Source organism: Paractinoplanes deccanensis (assembly GCF_016862115.1).
In the GTDB taxonomy this organism is placed as follows: domain Bacteria; phylum Actinomycetota; class Actinomycetes; order Mycobacteriales; family Micromonosporaceae; genus Actinoplanes; species Actinoplanes deccanensis.
Genome location: NZ_BOMI01000087.1, coordinates 44686 through 61863 on the forward strand (window position 1 = coordinate 44686; position 17178 = coordinate 61863).

13 protein-coding genes are annotated in these 17178 nt (G+C 72.0%); 7 read left to right on the forward strand and 6 right to left on the reverse strand.

Annotation, left to right across the window (positions count from 1 at the left end; translation table 11 throughout):
* Positions 1–34 precede the first annotated feature (34 nt).
* Positions 35–862, forward strand: coding sequence for a class I SAM-dependent methyltransferase (locus Ade02nite_RS22895; RefSeq protein ID WP_203767294.1), 828 nt, complete (start codon positions 35–37; stop codon positions 860–862).
* 55 nt (positions 863–917) lie between these two features.
* Positions 918–1127 carry a hypothetical protein gene (locus Ade02nite_RS22900; RefSeq protein ID WP_097328958.1) on the forward strand — a complete coding sequence of 70 codons (210 nt, stop codon included), beginning with the start codon at positions 918–920 and terminating at the stop codon, positions 1125–1127.
* A gap of 55 nt (positions 1128–1182) precedes the next feature.
* Here the strand turns inward: Ade02nite_RS22900 and Ade02nite_RS22905 are convergent, their stop codons facing one another.
* Positions 1183–1932 (reverse strand): twin-arginine translocation signal domain-containing protein, encoded by a 750-nt coding sequence (locus tag Ade02nite_RS22905; protein ID WP_203767302.1) that lies wholly within the window; start codon positions 1930–1932, stop codon positions 1183–1185.
* Between the two features lie 137 nt (positions 1933–2069).
* Between Ade02nite_RS22905 and Ade02nite_RS22910 the strand changes: the two genes are divergently transcribed.
* Positions 2070–2348 (forward strand): VOC family protein, encoded by a 279-nt coding sequence (locus Ade02nite_RS22910; protein WP_239168978.1) that lies wholly within the window; start codon positions 2070–2072, stop codon positions 2346–2348.
* Positions 2349–2386: 38 nt separating this feature from the next.
* On the opposite strand, the gene Ade02nite_RS22915 is transcribed toward Ade02nite_RS22910, so the two are convergent.
* Complete coding sequence (locus Ade02nite_RS22915; RefSeq protein ID WP_203767325.1) at positions 2387–3781, reverse strand: aminotransferase-like domain-containing protein; 1395 nt, start codon at positions 3779–3781, stop codon at positions 2387–2389.
* Here Ade02nite_RS22915 and Ade02nite_RS22920 point away from each other — a divergent pair.
* Complete coding sequence (locus Ade02nite_RS22920) at positions 3780–4763, forward strand: DMT family transporter (protein WP_203767328.1); 984 nt, start codon at positions 3780–3782, stop codon at positions 4761–4763. The genes Ade02nite_RS22915 and Ade02nite_RS22920 overlap by 2 nt on opposite strands.
* An 89-nt stretch (positions 4764–4852) precedes the next feature.
* Here the strand turns inward: Ade02nite_RS22920 and Ade02nite_RS22925 are convergent, their stop codons facing one another.
* Positions 4853–5887, reverse strand: coding sequence for a nucleoside hydrolase (locus Ade02nite_RS22925; protein WP_203767331.1), 1035 nt, complete (start codon positions 5885–5887; stop codon positions 4853–4855).
* A 112-nt stretch (positions 5888–5999) separates the two neighbouring features.
* Between Ade02nite_RS22925 and Ade02nite_RS22930 the strand changes: the two genes are divergently transcribed.
* Positions 6000–6362 carry a DUF2203 domain-containing protein gene (locus tag Ade02nite_RS22930; RefSeq protein WP_203767334.1) on the forward strand — a complete coding sequence of 121 codons (363 nt, stop codon included), beginning with the start codon at positions 6000–6002 and terminating at the stop codon, positions 6360–6362.
* 31 nt (positions 6363–6393) lie between these two features.
* Here the strand turns inward: Ade02nite_RS22930 and Ade02nite_RS22935 are convergent, their stop codons facing one another.
* The 3 genes from Ade02nite_RS22935 to Ade02nite_RS22945 all read right to left on the reverse strand — a co-directional run bounded on the left by Ade02nite_RS22935 (position 6394) and on the right by Ade02nite_RS22945 (position 13189).
* Positions 6394–8913 carry a DNA topoisomerase IV subunit A gene (locus Ade02nite_RS22935; protein WP_203767337.1) on the reverse strand — a complete coding sequence of 840 codons (2520 nt, stop codon included), beginning with the start codon at positions 8911–8913 and terminating at the stop codon, positions 6394–6396.
* A 25-nt stretch (positions 8914–8938) separates the two neighbouring features.
* A complete protein-coding gene (locus Ade02nite_RS51080) occupies positions 8939–12484 on the reverse strand; it encodes an ATP-binding protein (RefSeq protein ID WP_307871225.1) in 3546 nt (1181 codons plus the stop codon).
* Positions 12485–12586: 102 nt separating this feature from the next.
* Positions 12587–13189: an adenylate/guanylate cyclase domain-containing protein gene (locus Ade02nite_RS22945; protein ID WP_203767342.1), complete on the reverse strand. Its 603-nt coding sequence runs from the start codon at positions 13187–13189 to the stop codon at positions 12587–12589.
* 177 nt (positions 13190–13366) lie between these two features.
* Here Ade02nite_RS22945 and Ade02nite_RS22950 point away from each other — a divergent pair, with 177 nt between their 5' ends.
* Positions 13367–16150 carry a helix-turn-helix transcriptional regulator gene (locus tag Ade02nite_RS22950; RefSeq protein ID WP_203767345.1) on the forward strand — a complete coding sequence of 928 codons (2784 nt, stop codon included), beginning with the start codon at positions 13367–13369 and terminating at the stop codon, positions 16148–16150.
* Between the two features lie 164 nt (positions 16151–16314).
* Positions 16315–17091, forward strand: coding sequence for a DUF5995 family protein (locus tag Ade02nite_RS22955; RefSeq protein WP_203767348.1), 777 nt, complete (start codon positions 16315–16317; stop codon positions 17089–17091).
* Positions 17092–17178 lie beyond the last annotated feature (87 nt).

Consider the following 17178-nt stretch of genomic DNA (forward strand, 5'->3'; position numbering starts at 1 on the left):
GGCGCCGGTGCCGGGGGCGGCCTATCGTGCCCGAGTGACCGACTATCGCGACGTGAACAGGGCCAACTGGGACGAGCGGGCGGCCGCCCACGCGGCCTCGCCGGACTACGCCGTCAGCCGTTTCGCCGAGGACAAGGCGTACCTGAGCGAGGTGGTGCGCTTCGACCTGCCGCGGCTCGGCGACGTGTCCGGGCTGCGCGGCGTCCACCTGCAATGTCACATCGGCACCGACACGATCTCGCTGTCCCGGCTCGGCGCGACGATGACCGGCCTGGACTTCTCCGAGAAGTCGCTGGCGGAGGCCCGCCGGATCGCCGCGCTGGCCGGCGCCGACGTCCGCTACGTGCAGGCGGAGGTCTACGACGCGGTCGAGGCGGTCGGCGACGGCTACGACCTGGTCTACACCGGAGTGGGCGCGCTGTGCTGGCTGCCGGACATCCGCCGCTGGGCGCGCACCGTGGCCGCCCTGCTGCGGCCCGGCGGCCGCCTGTTCCTCCGCGAGGGCCATCCGGTGCTCTGGTCGCTCGACTACGAACGCGACGACGACCTGCTCGTGCTCGTCGACCCGTACTTCGAGACGTCCGAGCCCGCCGTCTACGACGAGCCCGGCACGTACGTGGCGACCGACGCGGCGTTCACCCACAACGTCACCCACACCTGGAACCGCGGCCTCGGCGAGATCGTCACCGCGCTGCTGGAGGCCGGCATGACCATCACCGGCCTGGTCGAGCACACGACCGTGCCGTGGAACGCGCTCGAGCGGCTCATGCACGACACCGGCGACGGCGAGTTCCAGCTGCGCGACCGCCCCGAGCGGCTGCCGCACACGTACACCCTCCAGGCGGTCCGCCCTGCCGTTTAGAGATCAAAGCGATCGGGGTACCTCGGCGTCATCCCCACGACCCCTGGAGGCCCCGATGCGCTTTGGCACCATAGGCGGGCTGATCGTCATTCTCTGGCTCGTCCTCGGCGGCGTCGCCGCCTACGAACGCGGCTACTTCAAGGACACCGGCGACACCAGCTGCGCCGAGTTCGGCACGATCGTCGTCACCGTGGTCGCCGGCCCGCTCAACTGGATGGGCGTCAACCCGAAGATCAAGTGCGACGTCCCGGAACCCAGCAAGTAGCCCCCGGCCGAGATCGTCGAGCGCACCGGCGTCCAGCGCGACGCCGGTGCCCGCTTCACTCGTGCGGCAGCAGCCGCCGCCAGGTCACGCTCACCACGCGCCCGTCCGGCAGCCGGTACGACCGCCAGTCCCACACGTCCCTGCGCGGCAGCCCACGGACCACCGCCCGCGCCCGCTGCCCCCGCAGGTCCCGGCTGCTCCACCAGTCATCGGCCCCGAACGACGGCCGTACCACCCCCGCCGGCCACGGAGCCGTCTCGCTCACGGCCCCGCCACCGGCCAGCACGGCCACCAGCCGCACCGCGTCCGGCCGATGAGCCACCCCGCGCCGGCGAACCCCCGCCCGGCACGCCATGAGCTCGTCGTACAGGTCATAGGTGGGCTTCGCATAACCACCGAACTCGCGGTACGCCGTCAGCGCGTACGCGTCCAGCCGCAGCGTCCGCCCCCGCCACCGCGCCTCGAAGTGACTGGTCGGCGCGTCCGCGATCTGCGGGTCCCCCGGCCCGAGCAGCAGCTTGCCGTTCCCCGGCTCGCGCAGCACCCGCACCGCGTGCCGCAGCAGCCCGTCCACCGCCTCGCCGCGCAGCCGCAGCCGCTTCTCCGCGTCCGCGATCGCCGTGCCGTCCCGATAGACCACCAGCTGCGGCGGCCGAGCCTGCTCATAGCCCGCCGGCACGAACCCGCCGCCCTCGTCATAACTCACGATCGGCGCGTCGCCGTACGCCGCCTCGGCCGGCCCTCCCGGCACCAGCACCCCGGCCGCGACCGCCGCCGCGCCGGCCAGAAACTTCCTGCGCTCCACAGTGCTACTCCCGCCCGCTCACCCTTTCCCTAGTAAACGCGCATTTCGGACAGGAGCAACGGGCCCGGCCCTCCGCCCTTGATCTCAAGTGAGCTTCAGCTTTTACGCTCGGCCGGCGCATCGGCGCCTCGGTGCTGATGGTGGGCGACGCGTACCCGCCGTTCGTCTCCCCGGGCACCGCGGGCGGCACAACCGTGGGCCTGCACGTCTATGTCGACGAGGTCGACGCCCTGCACGAACGGGCCGTGGCGGCCGGAGCGACCTCCATGCAACCGCCGACGGACATGTTCTACGGCGACCGGACCATCATGCTGAGGGACCCGTTCGGCCACCTGTGGGTCTTCCTCACCCACCTGATCGACATGCCGGTGGACGAGATCGTCGCCCGCGGCACGGCGATCGCGGGCGGTCGATAGGCCGAGGCGGCCGGGCAGGCACCCGAGCCGCCGCCTCCTCACCCCCGGCCGAGCGCCCGCGCCAATCGCCGCAGCGCCTCGTCCATCTGTGCGGGCGGCGCGGCGGCATACGTCAGACGCAGGTGCGGAGCCGGCGGCTCGGCGGCGAACCACGGCCGCCCGGGAAAGACCACCACCCCTTCGGCGGCGGCCGCCGTCGTGACGGCCACGTCGTCGAGCCCGTCCGGCAGCCGCACCCACACGTGCAACCCGCCGCGGGGAACCGGATCGGGCACCAGGCCGGGCGCGTGCCGGTGCAGGGCCGCCAGCAGCGCCGAGCGCCGCGTCCCCAACGCCGTGCGCAACTGACGGCGGTGCCGTGCCCACGCCGGTGCGGTCACGAGCTCCAATGTGGCCTGCTGCAGCGGCCCGGCCACGAAGAAGTCGTCCAGCAGCCGGGCCGCGCGCAGCCGTGCGCCGGCCGGCCCCCGCGCGCCGATGGCCGCCACCCGCAGACCCGGGGCCGCGGACTTCGTCAGCGAGCGCACGTAGACCACGTGGCCGTCCGGGTCGTCGGACACCAGCGGCCGGGGTGGCTCGCCGTCGATCGTGAGGTCGCGGGCGTAGTCGTCCTCGATCAGGAACGCCCCCGCGTCGTGGACGGCGGCGGCCACGTCGGCCCGGCGGCTCGCGGCCAGGGTCGCGCCGGTCGGGTTCGCGTGCAGCGGCTGGCAGTAGAACAGCCGCGCCCCGGTGCGGGCGAAAGCGGCGGCCAGGTGCTCCGGGCGCACCCCCTCGTGGTCCGCCGGGACCGGCACCACCCGCAGACCGCAGGCTCGGGCAGCGGCCATCGCCCCCAGGTACGTCGGCGACTCCACCAGCACCGTGTCGCCGGGCGCGGCCAGCGCGCGGAACGCCGTCGACAGCGCCGCCTGGCCGCCCGGGCAGATCACCATGTCGCCCGCGCGCAGGCCGCCGCCCGCCTCGCGGGCGAACCAGTCGCGCAGGTCCTCGCGGCCCTCGACCGGGCCGCGCCGCCAGCTCGCCGGCTGCCGCGCGGCCCGGGCCAGCGCGCCACCCAGCGCCGCGACCGGTTGCAGGTCGGCGTCGAGATAGCCGCCGGACAGCGGGATCGCCCCCGCGGGCGGTAACGCCAGTAACGCCTGCATCTCACTCTCGCCGGCCGGCCGCGGGCCCAGCGCGACGGTCTGCCACGACAGGTCCGGCACGCCCGCGGCCGCCGGCCGGGCCGCCACGAACGTGCCCTTGCCGGTTCGCGTCTCCACCACGCCCTCGGCCACCAGCCGCCGGATCGCCTCGGCGACCGTGACCGGGGACGCCTGATGCCGGGCGGTCAGCTCGCGCACCGACGGCAACCTCGTGCCCGCGCCCGCCCGCGCCGCCGCGCGCCGCAGATCTTGGATAACACGGGCCGCTGCGTTACCGTCATTCATGAAACAGCAGAGTAGCGCTACTGCCTCCGGGACGGTAACGGCCGGCTTCCTCCTCGGCGCGCTGGGCGTGCTGGCGTTCAGCCTGTCGCTGCCCATGACGCGGGTCGCCGTCCAGGATCTCGACCCCTGGTTCGTCGCCTTCGGCCGGGCCGTCGGCGCCGCCGCGCTCGCGGCGATCTACCTGCGCGTCACCCGCGCCCCACGCCCGTCGCGCCCCGAGTGGCGGCGCCTGTCCATCGTGGCGCTCGGCGTGGTCGTCGGCTTCCCCCTGTTCACCTCGCTCGCCCTGACCACGCAGACATCCGCGCACGGCGCCGTGGTCATCACCGTGCTGCCCGCGATGACCGCCGTCTTCGCCGTGCTGCGCGCCGGCGAGCGCCCGCCCCTCGCGTTCTGGGCCGCCAGTTCCGCCGGCCTCCTGGCCGTCGTCACCTTCCTGGTGACGACCGGCGCCGTCGGCGGCGCCCTCTCCCCCGCCGATCTGTTCCTGCTGGCTGCCGTGGTCCTCTGCGGTCTCGGGTACGCCGAGGGCGGCGCCCTGGCACGCAGCCTCGGCGGTGCCCGCACCATCTGCTGGGCGCTGCTGCTCTCGCTGCCCGTCACCGTCCCCGTGACGATCGCCGCCGTCGCGGCGGCCCCGCCGCACGCGGGCCCGGCCGGCTGGTCGTCGTTCGCCTACCTGACCGCCGTCTCCATGTTCCTGGGCTTCTTCGCCTGGTACGCCGGGCTCGCCCGCGGCGGCATCGCCCGGGTGGGCCAGATCCAGCTCGCCCAGCCGGTGCTCACGCTGGCGTGGTCCGCCCTCCTGCTGGGCGAGTCCGTCACCCCGCTGTCGATCGCCGCCGCCGTCGTGGTCCTGGCCTGCGTGGCCCTGACCCAGCGCACCCGCCGCCCGGCCGGCCCCGTCACCGCACACCAGCCGGCCTTCGAAACCCGCGACCGCGGCCCCCAGCCGGCCCCCTCCATCACCGGCGGCCGATGAAGCGACCCGGCACCCCTCACTCCGCGGCGGTCGATGAGGCGACCTCCCCCGCTCACCGGCGGCCGATGAAGCGACCCGGCACCCCGCTCTCAGCGCCGGCCGTTGAGCGAGTCGAGGAACCGCTCCTCGAAGGCCGCCCCGTCCGCCCCCCGAGCCGCCTCCACCCGATAGCCGTCCGCCACCACCACCGTGCGCCCCGACTGAACGCCTTCCCGCACCACGTCGATGCGCGCGGGCCGGTACTCCGCGATCCCCTCGTGCACCATCGAGACCGCCGCCAGCGCGTCCCACCAGTACATGATCCCGAGGTCGATCAGCGCCTTCAGGTCGGGCTGCGTGACGATCGCGTGCACCAGCCGAGCGCCCGGTGCCTGCCGGTCGGCGGCCAGCCGGGCCACGAAGTCCTGCGTGATCGGAACGGCCGCGGTCGCGTCCAGCGGCACGAGCCGCACGCTGCCGGGCCGTGCCGACCGCAGGACGGACCGGGCCGAGACCGGGTCCATCCACATGTTGAACTCCTGCGAGTTGTCGAAGCCCGGCAGCGCCGACCCGTACAGGTTGCCCGGCACCGCCAGCGCCCCGCCCATGATCTCGATCCCGCCGAGCCGGCCCGCCACCCCGTGCCTCGCCAGCGCCGCCGCCACGTTGGTCAGCGGCCCGGTCGCCAGGATCGTGACCCGCCGCTTCGACCGCTCGACGGTCCGCTCGATCAGATCAACGGCACTGACCGAGCTTTCGTACGGAGGAAGCGCACCGTCGTCCAGCGCCCCGCTCAACACCGTTTCGATGGTCGCGACCAGCTCCGGCGGCGCCGGGTGCACTCCCTCTCCGGCCGCCCCCGCCGCGACCGGAACCCCCGGCAGGCCGCATTGCGTGAGCACGCTCCGAGCGTGACGCAGCGTGCGATCCGGCCTCCCGAAGCCGTTGTTCGCCACCGTCACCGCCCGCAGGTCCACCCGTCCCAGCTTGTGCTCCTCGCACAGGTAGGCCAGCGTCGACGCGTCGTCGAAGTCCATGTCGCTGTCGTAGATGACCGGCACCGGGCCCGGCCGCTCGACCGGCGGCTGCGGCCCGGCCGGCACGGCGAGCACCAGCGCGGCGGCGATCAAGCGAAAGACGGGCACGGATCCGAACCTAGGCTCCGCCCGCGCCCCGCACACGCCCGCTGCCACAACACGACCGGAAACGTGGGAAGGATGTCAGCCAGACCCCGGTCGATGCGACATGCTTGTCGTCATGGGGCTCTTCACGCTCGACGAGGCACGCGCGGAACTCGACCGCCTGCGGCCCGTGCTCGACGAAATCATCACGCTGCGCGCCGACGCCGCCGAGCTGGGCGCGGTCGTGCACGCCGGCGGCCGCCCGTCCCCGCTCGGCGGCCTGCCCGAGCTCAAGGCCGCCACGGCCCGCCTCGACGACCTGATGACCGAGATCCAGCAGACCGGCGCCGTGCTCAAGAGCCTGGCCCCGCTGCTGGTCGACTTCCCCTCCGACCTCGACGGCGCCGAGGTGGACCTGTGCTGGCTCGAGGGCGAGCCCGGCATCAACTGGTACCACCGCGGCGACCTGGGCTTCGCCGCCCGCCGCCCCTTGCCGTAGCGGGGAGCGGCGGGCGGCGGGCCGGCGAAGGTCAGCCGCGCTCGATCATGTGGCCGACGATCTGCGGCCCCATGAGGACCGCCTCGCCGGAGCCGTCGCGGCGCGAGTCGGGCTCGGGCAGCTCGATCGGGTCGCCCGTCTTGCTCGCGCCGACCGGGCGGGGACCCACCCACGCCACTTGCAGGCTCGACTCGCCCTTGAGGAAGCGCTGCACCCGCACGCCGCCGGTCGCCCTGCCCTTCGCCGGGTAGGCGGCGAACGGCGTCACCTTGACCTGGGTGCCCGTCGACGTCACGACCATCGGCTCGCCGTGCTCGGCGTCGGTGGTCGACACCGCGTTGAACGAGATCACCGAAGCCCCGGAGGCCAGCGTCATGCCGGCCATGCCGCCGCCCTTGAGCCCCTGCGGCCGGACGTTCTTGGCCTGGAACTTCAGCAGCGACGCGTCGGACGTGACGAACGTCAGGAACACCGCCGGATCGGTGATCCAGGTGGCCTGGAGGATCTCGTCGCCCTCCTTGAGGGTCATCACCTCGAACTCGTCGGAGCGCACCGGCCACTCCGGCGCGACCACCTTGACCACGCCCTGCCTCGTGCCCATCGCGATGCCGAGGCCCTCGCCGGTCAGCGGCGCCAGGCCCACCACCCTCTCGCCCTTCTCCAGCGGCACCAGCTCGGACGCGGACACGCCGCCGCGCAGCGACACCGTGCCGATCTGCTCGGGCAGCACCGGCAGCGGCAGCACGTCGGTCTTGAACGCCCGGCCCCGGCTCGTGATCAGCAGGACCCGGCCCCGCGCGGTCGAGTGCACCAGCGCGTGCACCGCGTCGTGCTTCACCCGGCCCGAGCGGCGGCGGCCCTCGGTGGCCTCCTCGCTCTCGGCCGCGGTCCGCGCGATCAGCCCGGTCGCCGACAGGATCACCTGGCACGGGTCGTCGGCCACCTCGAGCGGGCCCGCCGGCACCGAAGCCGCCAGCACCTCCTTGAGGTCACCGCCGATCAGCGTGGTGCGCCGTGGCGCGCCGAACTCGCTCGCCACCTCGGCCAGCTCGTCGGAGACCACCTTCTTGAGCACGTCCTCGTTGTCGAGGATGCGCGACAGCTCGGCGATCTCGGCGCGCAGCCGCTCCTGCTCGGTCTCGAGCTCGATGCGGTCGAAGCGGGTCAGCCGCCGCAGCGGAGTGTCCAGGATGTAGGTCGCCTGGATGTCGGAGAGCGAGAACTCGCTCATCAGCGACGCCTTGGCCGCGGCCGCGTCGTCGCTGCCCCGGATGATCGCCACCACCCGGTCGATGTCGATCAGCGCGATGAGCAGGCCGTCGACCAGGTGCAGCCGGTCCTGGCGCTTGGTGCGCCGATAGGTCGTGCGCCGGGTGACGACGTCGTAGCGGTGCTGCACGAAGACCTCGAGCAGCGGCTTGAGCCCCAGCGTGCGCGGCTGCCCGTCGACCAGCACCAGGTTGTTGATGCCGAACGACGTCTCGAGCGGCGTCAGCCGGTAGAGGTCGGCGAGCAGCGCCTGCGGGTTGACGCCCACCTTGCACTCGATGACCAGCCGGGTGCCGTGCTCGCGGTCGGTGAGGTCCTTGACGTCCGCGATGCCCTGGAGCCGCGCGGCCTGACGCTGCCCCCGCTTCGGCCCCGACGTGATCATCTTGCCCTTCACCTCGTCGGTGATCGCCTCGATGATCTTCTCGGTGCCCACGCCGTACGGCAGCTCGGTCACCGTGATCGCCTGCCGCCCCCGGCCGCCCTCGAGCGGCCCGGTCTGCGCCCGCGCCCGCATGCGCACCACGCCCCGGCCCGTCTCGTACGCCCGCCGCACCTCGTCGAGCCCGAGCAACTGCCCGCCGGTCGGCAGGTCGGGACCCGGCACGAACCGCATCAGCGCGTCGAGATCGGCCTCCGGGTTGGTGATCAGGTGGCGGGCGGCCGCCACGACCTCACCCAGGTTGTGCGGGATCATGTTCGTCGCCATGCCGACCGCGATGCCCGAGGTGCCGTTGACCAGCAGATTGGGGAAGGCGGCGGGCAGCACCTTGGGTTCCAGCTCGGAACCGTCGTAGTTGGGCTTGAAGTCGACCGTTCCCTCGCCCAACTCGCCGACCAGCAACATCGCCTCGCGCGACATGCGAGCCTCGGTGTAGCGGCTCGCGGCCGGACCATCATCCAGAGATCCGAAATTGCCGTGCCCGTCGATCAGCGGGGCGTTGAGCGAGAAGTCCTGCGCGAGCCGGACCATCGCGTCGTAGATGGCCGTGTCACCGTGCGGGTGGTAGCGGCCCATACAGTCACCGACGACGCGGGACGACTTCACGTACGGGCGGTCGGGCCGGTGGTTCTGCTCGTACATCGACCAGAGGATGCGCCGGTGCACGGGCTTCAGACCGTCCCTCGCGTCCGGCAGGGCGCGGGAGTGGATGACCGAGTACGCGTACTCCAGGTAGGAGTCCTCGACCTCGGTGGTCAGCGGGTTGTCGAGGATCCGCGCTCCGGCTTGGTCGAAGGCCGACAGGTCGGTCCGTTTGGTGTCGTTCTTCCGGCGTGCCATGTCCCATTTCCTCTCGGTACGCCGGTCAGGCGTCGATGGCCTCTTCGTCGATCCGGCCGGACGACTCGATGAGCCAGTTCCGCCGGGGTTCGACACGTTCACCCATCAGCAGTTCCAGCACACCCTCGGCCCGCTCGACGTCGTCCAGCGTGATCCGTCGCACCGTGCGAGTGGCCGGGTTCATGGTCGTGTCCCAAAGCTCCTCGGCGTCCATCTCGCCAAGACCCTTGAACCGTGGGACCGGCTTCACCACAGACTTGCCCTCCCGCTCCAGGCGCGCGACGGTGCTCTCCATCTCCTGCTGGGTATAAGTGAAGATCGTTTCCGAATTGCGGCCCTTGGTCACGATCTTGTGTAGGGGAGGCATGGCCGCGAACAGGCGGCCCGCCTCGATGACCGGCCGCATGTACTTGGCGAACAGCGTGATGAGCAGCGTCCGGATGTGTGATCCGTCGACGTCGGCGTCAGCCATGATCATGACGCGGCCGTAGCGCAGTGCCGCCAGGTCGAACGTGCGGCCGGAGCCCGCGCCCAGCACTTGCACGATGGCCGAGCATTCGGCGTTGTCGAGCACCTGCTGGAGGGTGGCCTTCTGGACGTTGAGAATCTTGCCACGGATGGGCAGCAGTGCCTGATACTCCGAGGAGCGTGCCATCCGGGCGCTGTTGTGGACGAACACTCCCGCCTCGAGGGCGAAGTTGTGGTAGCCGTCGACGGTGAGGTCGTACACGTCCGCGGTCTCGGTCAACGCCTCCACCGTCGCGACCGTGTGATTCACCTGAGTCGCGGCCTCCCGCAAGCGCGTGACATCCCCGTCGTAGGATTCGACCAGGCGCTCCCATCGAAAGCCGGTCCGCGCGTGGGCGAGCCGGTCGGCTTCGTACGCCTGGGCAAGCTTGTCGTCCGGCAAGGTGATGAACGGGCGCAGCCGCTTGAGCGCGGCACGCCGCCGCCCGTCATTCTGGGCGGCGACCCGGTCCTCGGTCGAGACGGTCCGGAGGTATTCGTCACGACCGGCGTGCAGCTTGGTGATCAGCGAAGGATCATCGTGCAGCCGGCGACGCATCAGTTCGGCATGCCGCTCGCCGAACTCCGGGTGTTCGGCATGCCAGGCCGTGACCGCCGCGCGCTGGCGCTCGCGTTCGGCCGGATCGGCGAACTGCTCCCGAGTACGCGCGGCCCGCCACTTCAGCAGTCCTTCGTCGAGCCATTGCTCCTTGGACCGCTCGCTCCACTCGGCCCGGCGGTCGGGATCGGCGAAGAACGCCCGAACTCGCTCGGCCGCGATCCGCCGGCGCTCCGGAGATTTCCAATATTCCGCCTGATATGCGCGCATACGCTCGCCGTAGGCAGCTTTTTCTTGCTCATCGAGGCCGGCGAACCAGTCTCGGAAGCCGCGCTCCAGCCGAGCCCTGAATTCGCCATCGGCGTTACGATCCGCCAGACGCTGCAGGCACGCGGCACGGAAGTCAGGGTCCTGCCACTGGGCCGACAGCATCGCGGACTTGAACGCCCTCCCGCCGGACGCCAACCACGCACGGAAACCCTCATCTATCCGGTCGCGATTGTCCTCCATCATCGCCGCGTGCAACGCGAGATGAGCCTCGGGGGTCATACGACGCAGGTTGCGGGGATCGTTGTTGCGCTTGTTGCAGTCGATGTGGTGCCGGACTACGCCGTTCGCGATGGTGTCGGCGCCGGTCCGCAAGTTGTGGCCGTCCGCGACGTAGTGGGTGTAGACCCACTCCTCGCGGTCGTTCATCCATACCTTCTCGTAGCCGTTCAAGTTGTCCCCGGCCGATGTCGCCGAGACCGACCGGTAGAGAGGCATCAGCGAGTCGCCGGGAGCCAGGTGGTCCGCCCGGCGGTACGAGCCGTCACGCAGGCGGAACTGGTGGTCGGGCGTGCACCGGACCGATTCGCCGTTGTCCAAGGTCACTCGCACCAGCGGAGCGTCACGTTTGGTCAGCCGAGGTTCGGCCAGAGGCGCCACGACGACGCGGCCGGCCTTGTTGGTTGTGTAACCGAAGTGGGTGACGCCGCGCTGCCAGTCGGCGGCGAGATCGGCGAAGCTGCGCGCCTTGCCGGAGGCCAACGCAACCAGCGTGTCTCCGGTGAAGCAGCCGAGCGCCGAGTCGCCCTCCACGATGAACAGTTCGGACTGGGCGATGCCGGTGGCGCGGCAGTCGACCAGCTTGGGCGGCATCGACGCGCCCTCGAGGGCCGTCTTGCGGCGGGCCGCGTCCTTCTGCTGCTTCTGGGTGAGGCGCACGCGGGCCGCGTCGACGATCTTTTGCAGGACCGTGCGGGCCTCGGCCTTGGTCTTGCGTCCGTCGATCCATTCCTTGACGTGGGCCTCGACCAGGTTTTGCACCGTGCGGGTGACGCCGGCGGTGGAGAGCTCGTCCTTGGTCTGCGACGTGAACTGCGGCTCGGGCACCCGCACGTGGATCACCGCGGTCATGCCCTCGAGCATGTCGTCGAGGACCGGCACGTCCTCCTTGGGCTTGAGCAGCCCGCGGGTGTTGCGGATGGCCTCGCCGAGGGCACGCACGAGGGCACGCTCGAAGCCCTTGCGGTGGGTGCCGCCGTGCATGTTGCGGATCGTGTTGGTGAAGCACTCGACGGTGCGCTCGTATCCGGTGCCCCACCGGAAGGCGATCTCGACCTCGGCGCGGCGCTCGACGTTGGACTGCATGACGCCGTTCGCGTCGGCGGCGTTCTCCTTGTAGGTGCCCTCGCCGTTGACCAGCAGGACGCCGGAGACCGGCTTGTCGCCCGCGTGGGTGAGGAACTCGACCATGTCGGTGAGCCCGCGCGGGAAGTGGAACGTCTCGGTGGTCGGCTCCTCGGCGGTCTCGTCGCGCAACGTGTACATCACGCCGGGGACGAGGAACGCCGTGTTGCGCAGCTTGGCGCGCACCGACTCGACGTCGAGCCCGGCGCCGGTCTCGAAGTAACGCGCGTCGTACCAGTAGCGGATGGTCGTGCCGCTCGGCTCGCCGCGCTTCATCCGGCGCACGACGCGCAGGCCGGACTCGGGGTGGAACTTGGCCTGCGGGCCGGGGCCGTCGAAGACGCCGGGCACGCCGCGCTGGAACGAGATCTCGTGGACCTTGCCGTCGCGCTTGACTTGCACGTCGAAGCGCAGCGAGAGGGCGTTGACCGCGGACGCGCCGACGCCGTGCAGGCCGCCGGAGGTCTTGTAGCCGGCGCCGCCGAACTTGCCGCCGGCGTGCAGCCGGGTCATCACCAGCTCGACGCCGTTGAGCCCGGACTTGGCGTTGACGTCGGTCGGGATGCCCCGGCCGTCGTCCTCGACCTGCACCGACCCGTCGGCGTAGAGCGAGACGGCCACCTTAGTGGCGTGGCCGGCCACACCCTCGTCGGTGGCGTTGTCGATGATCTCGTTGGCGAGGTGGTTGACGCCCCGGCTGTCGGTGGAGCCGATGTACATGCCCGGTCGCTTCCGGACGGCGTCAAGCCCCTCCAGGTGCGTGAGGTCATCGGCCCCGTACAGGATCTCCGCGGTCACGAGGTGGCACTCCCGATCGGCCTTGGTGGTGGTCAGGTCGCGGCGAGCCTACCGGGAGCCTCCGACACTTCCCGCCAACCGAGCCGGTACCGGCCACCGAAGAACCGGACGATACCGACAAAAGTAACGCGGGGTGAGCTACGCCACGCAGAGGACCCCCTGCGGCTCGAGAGCCCGGAACAGGTCCAGCGGGTACGGCTTGCCGGCCACTCGCACCGGCGGCAACTCCTGGTACGCGATGAGCTCGTCAGTAACCGAACGGGTGGACGAGCAAACCACCACGGTGTCGTGCGGCGCGTACGCCTGCAACCGGGCGGCCGTGCTCACCACGCTCCCGCTGATCATCCCGTGCCCGAACTCGCGGGTCGCCGCGAGATCGACGATCACGTCGCCGGTGGCGATGCCCACCCGCGTCCGCACAGCGAACCTGCCGGCCAGGAGCTGCCCCCTCAACGCCTCCTGGACCGACAGGCCCACCCGCACCGCCGAAGCGGCCGCATCCGGGCCGAACCCGGTCTCGTCGGTGCCGAACACCGCCATGACCGCGTCGCCCACGTATTTCTCCACCACTCCCCCGCCGGAGCGGACCACCTCGGACACGATGCCGAAGTAGTCGCGCTGCAACGCGCGGACGACCGCGCAGTCCAGGTCGTCGATCAGCGAGGTGTAGCCCACGATGTCGATGAAAAGGACGGTGACGGTCTGACGCCGCTCCTGCTCCGCCATAGCGATTGCGGTCATGTCTCACGCTCCCCCAGTTCCGTGCTGTGCCCCGGCTGAACGGTGCCAGCCGCGGTCCACTTCGCGGATCTGCAGAACGACGTATCTCTGACACCTGGAGAGCCCGTCACTTATGTGACGCAGAACAGACCGAACCGCCGACAACGTGCTAGGTCACTTCGCACTAGGCTGCGCACCATGGCCAGCGAGGAGGAGGACGGGCCGCTTGTCGGGCGCGCCGGCACGCTGACCCAGATCCAGTCCGACCTGCGCAACGCGGGCCCGGGCGGTACGTCCGCGGTGTTCGTCACCGGGGAGAGCGGTGTCGGCAAGAGCCGGCTGCTGCGCGAGACCGCCACGGCGATGCGGGACGCGGGCTTCGCCGTGCTGTCCGGCACCTGCCTCGACATCGGCGACGCGTCCCCGTTGCACCCTGTTCTTCAGGCCTTGCGGCAGTTCGACCACAATGTCCAGCCCGCCGACGCCGGGGACCTGCTCGACCGCGTGTCTCAGGCGCTGCGCGAGGTCGCCGGCGGCCGCCGGCTGCTGCTCGTCCTCGACGATCTCCAGTGGGCCGACCGGAGCACCCGTCAGCTGCTGCTCTACCTGCTCGCGGGGCTCGGCGACGTGCCCCTGGCGGTGCTGGCCGCGGTGCGCGCCGAGGCCCTGCACGGCGCCCACCCGCTGCGCAAGGTGCTGGCCGAGCTGCGCAGGCTGCGGTCCGTACGAGTCGTCGACCTGGCCCCGCTCGACCGCGAGCAGACCGTCGAGCTGGTCGCCGCGATCGCCGGCCCGGCGGTCGACCCCGAGGACGCCGAGCGCGTCTACAAGCGCAGCGGCGGCAACCCGTTCGTGGCCGAGGAGCTGGCCCGCGACCTGCGCGACGGCCGCGTCGAGCTCTCCGACACGCTGCGCGAGATCTTCCTGTCCCGCGTCGACGAGCTACCCCCGGAGGCGTACGCGGTGGTCCGCGCGATCGCGGCCGGCGTCGAGCCCGTCGCCCACGCGGTCCTGGCCCGCATCGTGCCGCTGACCGAGGACAGGCTGATCGAGGCGATCCGCGCCGCCGTCGCCCACCGCTTCGTGATCAGCGACCAGGACGGCTACCGGCTGCGCCACCGCCTGGTCTCCGAGATCCTGGCCGGCGAGGTGCTGCCCGCCGAGGCCACGGCCCTGCACCGCCGCTACGCGGAGGCGCTGGAGTCCGGCGACGCCCCGCTCGACCACGCGCGCCTGGCCCACCACTGGCAGCGCGCCGGCGAGCCCGCCCGGGCGCTGCCCTCGGTGGTGGCCGCCGCCCGCGACGCCGAGGCCCTCTACGGCTTCACCGAGGCGCATCGTCACTGGTCGACGGCGCTCGAGCTGACCACCGACGACGCGCCCGAGCGCACCGAGCTGCTGGCGCACGCCGCCGAGTCGGCCCACCGCTGCGGTGAGCACCAGCGCGCCCTCGCCCGCCTCGACGACCTGGCCGCCCGCGCCGACGCGCCCAGCGCCTGCGACCTGCACCTGCGCCGCGCGCGCTACCTGACCGCCGCCGGCCGCACGGCGACCGCCGAGGCCGAGTACGTGCACGCCCTCGAGGCGCCCGACTGCAGCCCGGCACAGCGCGCGTCCGCCGCCGCCCACCTGGCCGAGCTGCTGGTGCACCTGGGCCGCTACGCCGACGCCAACGAGCGCGCCCGCGAGGCGCTCGAGATGGCCGGGGCCGACAGCGCCGACCTGGTCCGCGCCAGCGCCGCCCTGGGCTACAGCGCCGCCTTCCGCGAGGACCCCGACGCCGGCCTGGCGGTCCTGCGCCAGGCGGTCGAGATCGCCGAGCGCAGCGGCCACCCTGACGAGATCGGCGTCGCCTACCTCCACCTCGCCGAGCTGCTGGCCGGCCCGCTCAACAGCATCGAGGAGGGCGTGCTGGTCGCCCGCCGCGGCGCCGGCAAGGCCAGCCGCACGTACGCGTCACGCCTGCTCGCGATCGCCGCGAACGGCCTGTTCCGGGTCGGTCAGTGGGCCGAGGCCGACGCCGTGCTCGACACGGCGATGCGCCACCGCCCGTCCGGCGCCGAGGCGGTCGAGCTGCTGCTGGCCCGCTGCCGGCTCTGGGTCGGCTTCGGCGACGTCGAGGCGGCCCACCGCGACCTCGACGCGGCCGCCACCCTGCTCGCCGGCGGCGGCGCCCGGCACGTGCTGCCGATGCTCACGCTGCGTGCCGGCCAGGCGATGTGGCTGGCCCGGTTCCCCGAGGCGCGCGCCGCGGTGCAGCGCGGCCTCACCGAGACCCGCTCCGACGACCTGGTGCTGATCGGCATCCTGGCCTGGCACGGCCTGCGCGCCGAGGCCGAGGCGCACGCGGCCGGCGAGCCGGTCGACCCGCTGGCGCTGCGCCGGCTCAAGGCCGCCGTGTCCCGCATGGAGGCCGGGGTCGGCAACGCGGCGGTGCAGGTCAGGGCCGTCGTCGACGCCTACCTCGACCTCTGCGCCGCCGAGATCAGCCGGATCGAGGGGCGCCCCGACCCGGCCCCGTGGGCGCGCGCGGCCGGCGTGTGGGACAAGCGCCAGCAGCCCTACCCCGCCGCGTACGCGAGGCTGCGCCAGGCCGAGGCGATCCTGCAGCGCAAGGCGCGCCGGGCCAGCGCGGTGACCCCGCTGCGCGAGGCGTACGCGACGGCCGTCTCGATGGGTGCGCGCCCGTTCGCCGCCGAGATCGTCTCGGTCGCCCAGCGCTACCGGGTGGCGCTCGCCGACGACGCCGACACCGTGCCGATGTCCCCGCCCGAGCCGGAGCCCGGCGACGAGCTCGGCGCCCTCACCCAGCGCGAACGCGAGGTGCTGGCGGCGCTGGCCGAGGGCCTGACCAACCGCGAGATCGGCGAGCGGCTGTTCATCAGCGAGCGCACCGTCGGCGTGCACGTCGGGCACATCTTCGACAAGCTCCAGGTGCGCACCCGGGTGCAGGCGAGCCGGGTCTACCTCACCGCGGCGTAGCCGTCGTTACGTTCCCGTGACCTAAGCCGCGCGAATACGTAGTTCTACCGATCCCCCCGTACGTAGCCGGTGGAAGGCTGGTCGCACGGGGGAGCACCACCCGGCGGCCACCGCCGCCGGGTGGTGCTGGGGGCCCTCCGCCGAGATCGCCCGTGGAGGAACCGATGACTCAGTCGGTCTGGGGACCCGTGCAGCAGGAGATGTCCGATCTCCTGCAGGGATACCCCGACGACGTGCCCGCCGTGGTGGACCAGCTGACCAAGCTGCAGGACATCTTGATGCGGGTGCCCCCGTTGCTGCGCGAGAACCCGCTCGGTGACTTCAACAAGCTGTACCTGACGATCACCGAGGGCGTGCTGGAGAAGCTCTACGACGGCGAGTTCAAGGACCCGGCGTTCCTGTCCCGGCTCGACGTCGAGTTCGCGGCGCGCTACTTCGACGCGCTGCGCGCCTGGGCCGGCTCGGGGTCGAGCCCGCGCTGCCCGCAGGTGTGGTCCACCCTGTTCGCGCGGATCCCGGGCCCGGACTGCCGCCCGCTCCCGTCGGCCTGCGCCGGCGTGAACGCCCACATCAACTACGACCTGCCGTTCGCGCTGGTGACCACGTTCGACCACCTGGGCACCGAGCCGGTCGACGACAGCGATCAGCACCACGACTACCTGGTCATCAACGAGATCTTCGCCGACTCGATCCCCGGCCTGCGCCGCGGCTACCTCGAGAAGTGGCAGCTGCTGATCGACATGATGAACGGCTGCCTCGACGACTGGTGGCAGGGTGAGGCCGTGGAATACACGCGCAACGTCGCCTGGCGCAACGCGCAGAAGCTCTGGGGCTTCCGGCACGACATGGGCGCCCTCGACAAGGAGCGCGCCGGCCTCGACCGCGTCGCCTCGGACCTCAACCGCCTGCTGCTGTCGCCGCTCGGCGCGTTCCTGCAATAGCCGGAGAACGCTCTCCCACTATCGGCTTCTGGGGACCGGAACTCGCGCGATCTATTGACATGCCTGAAAGCCTGGCGCAACACTTCG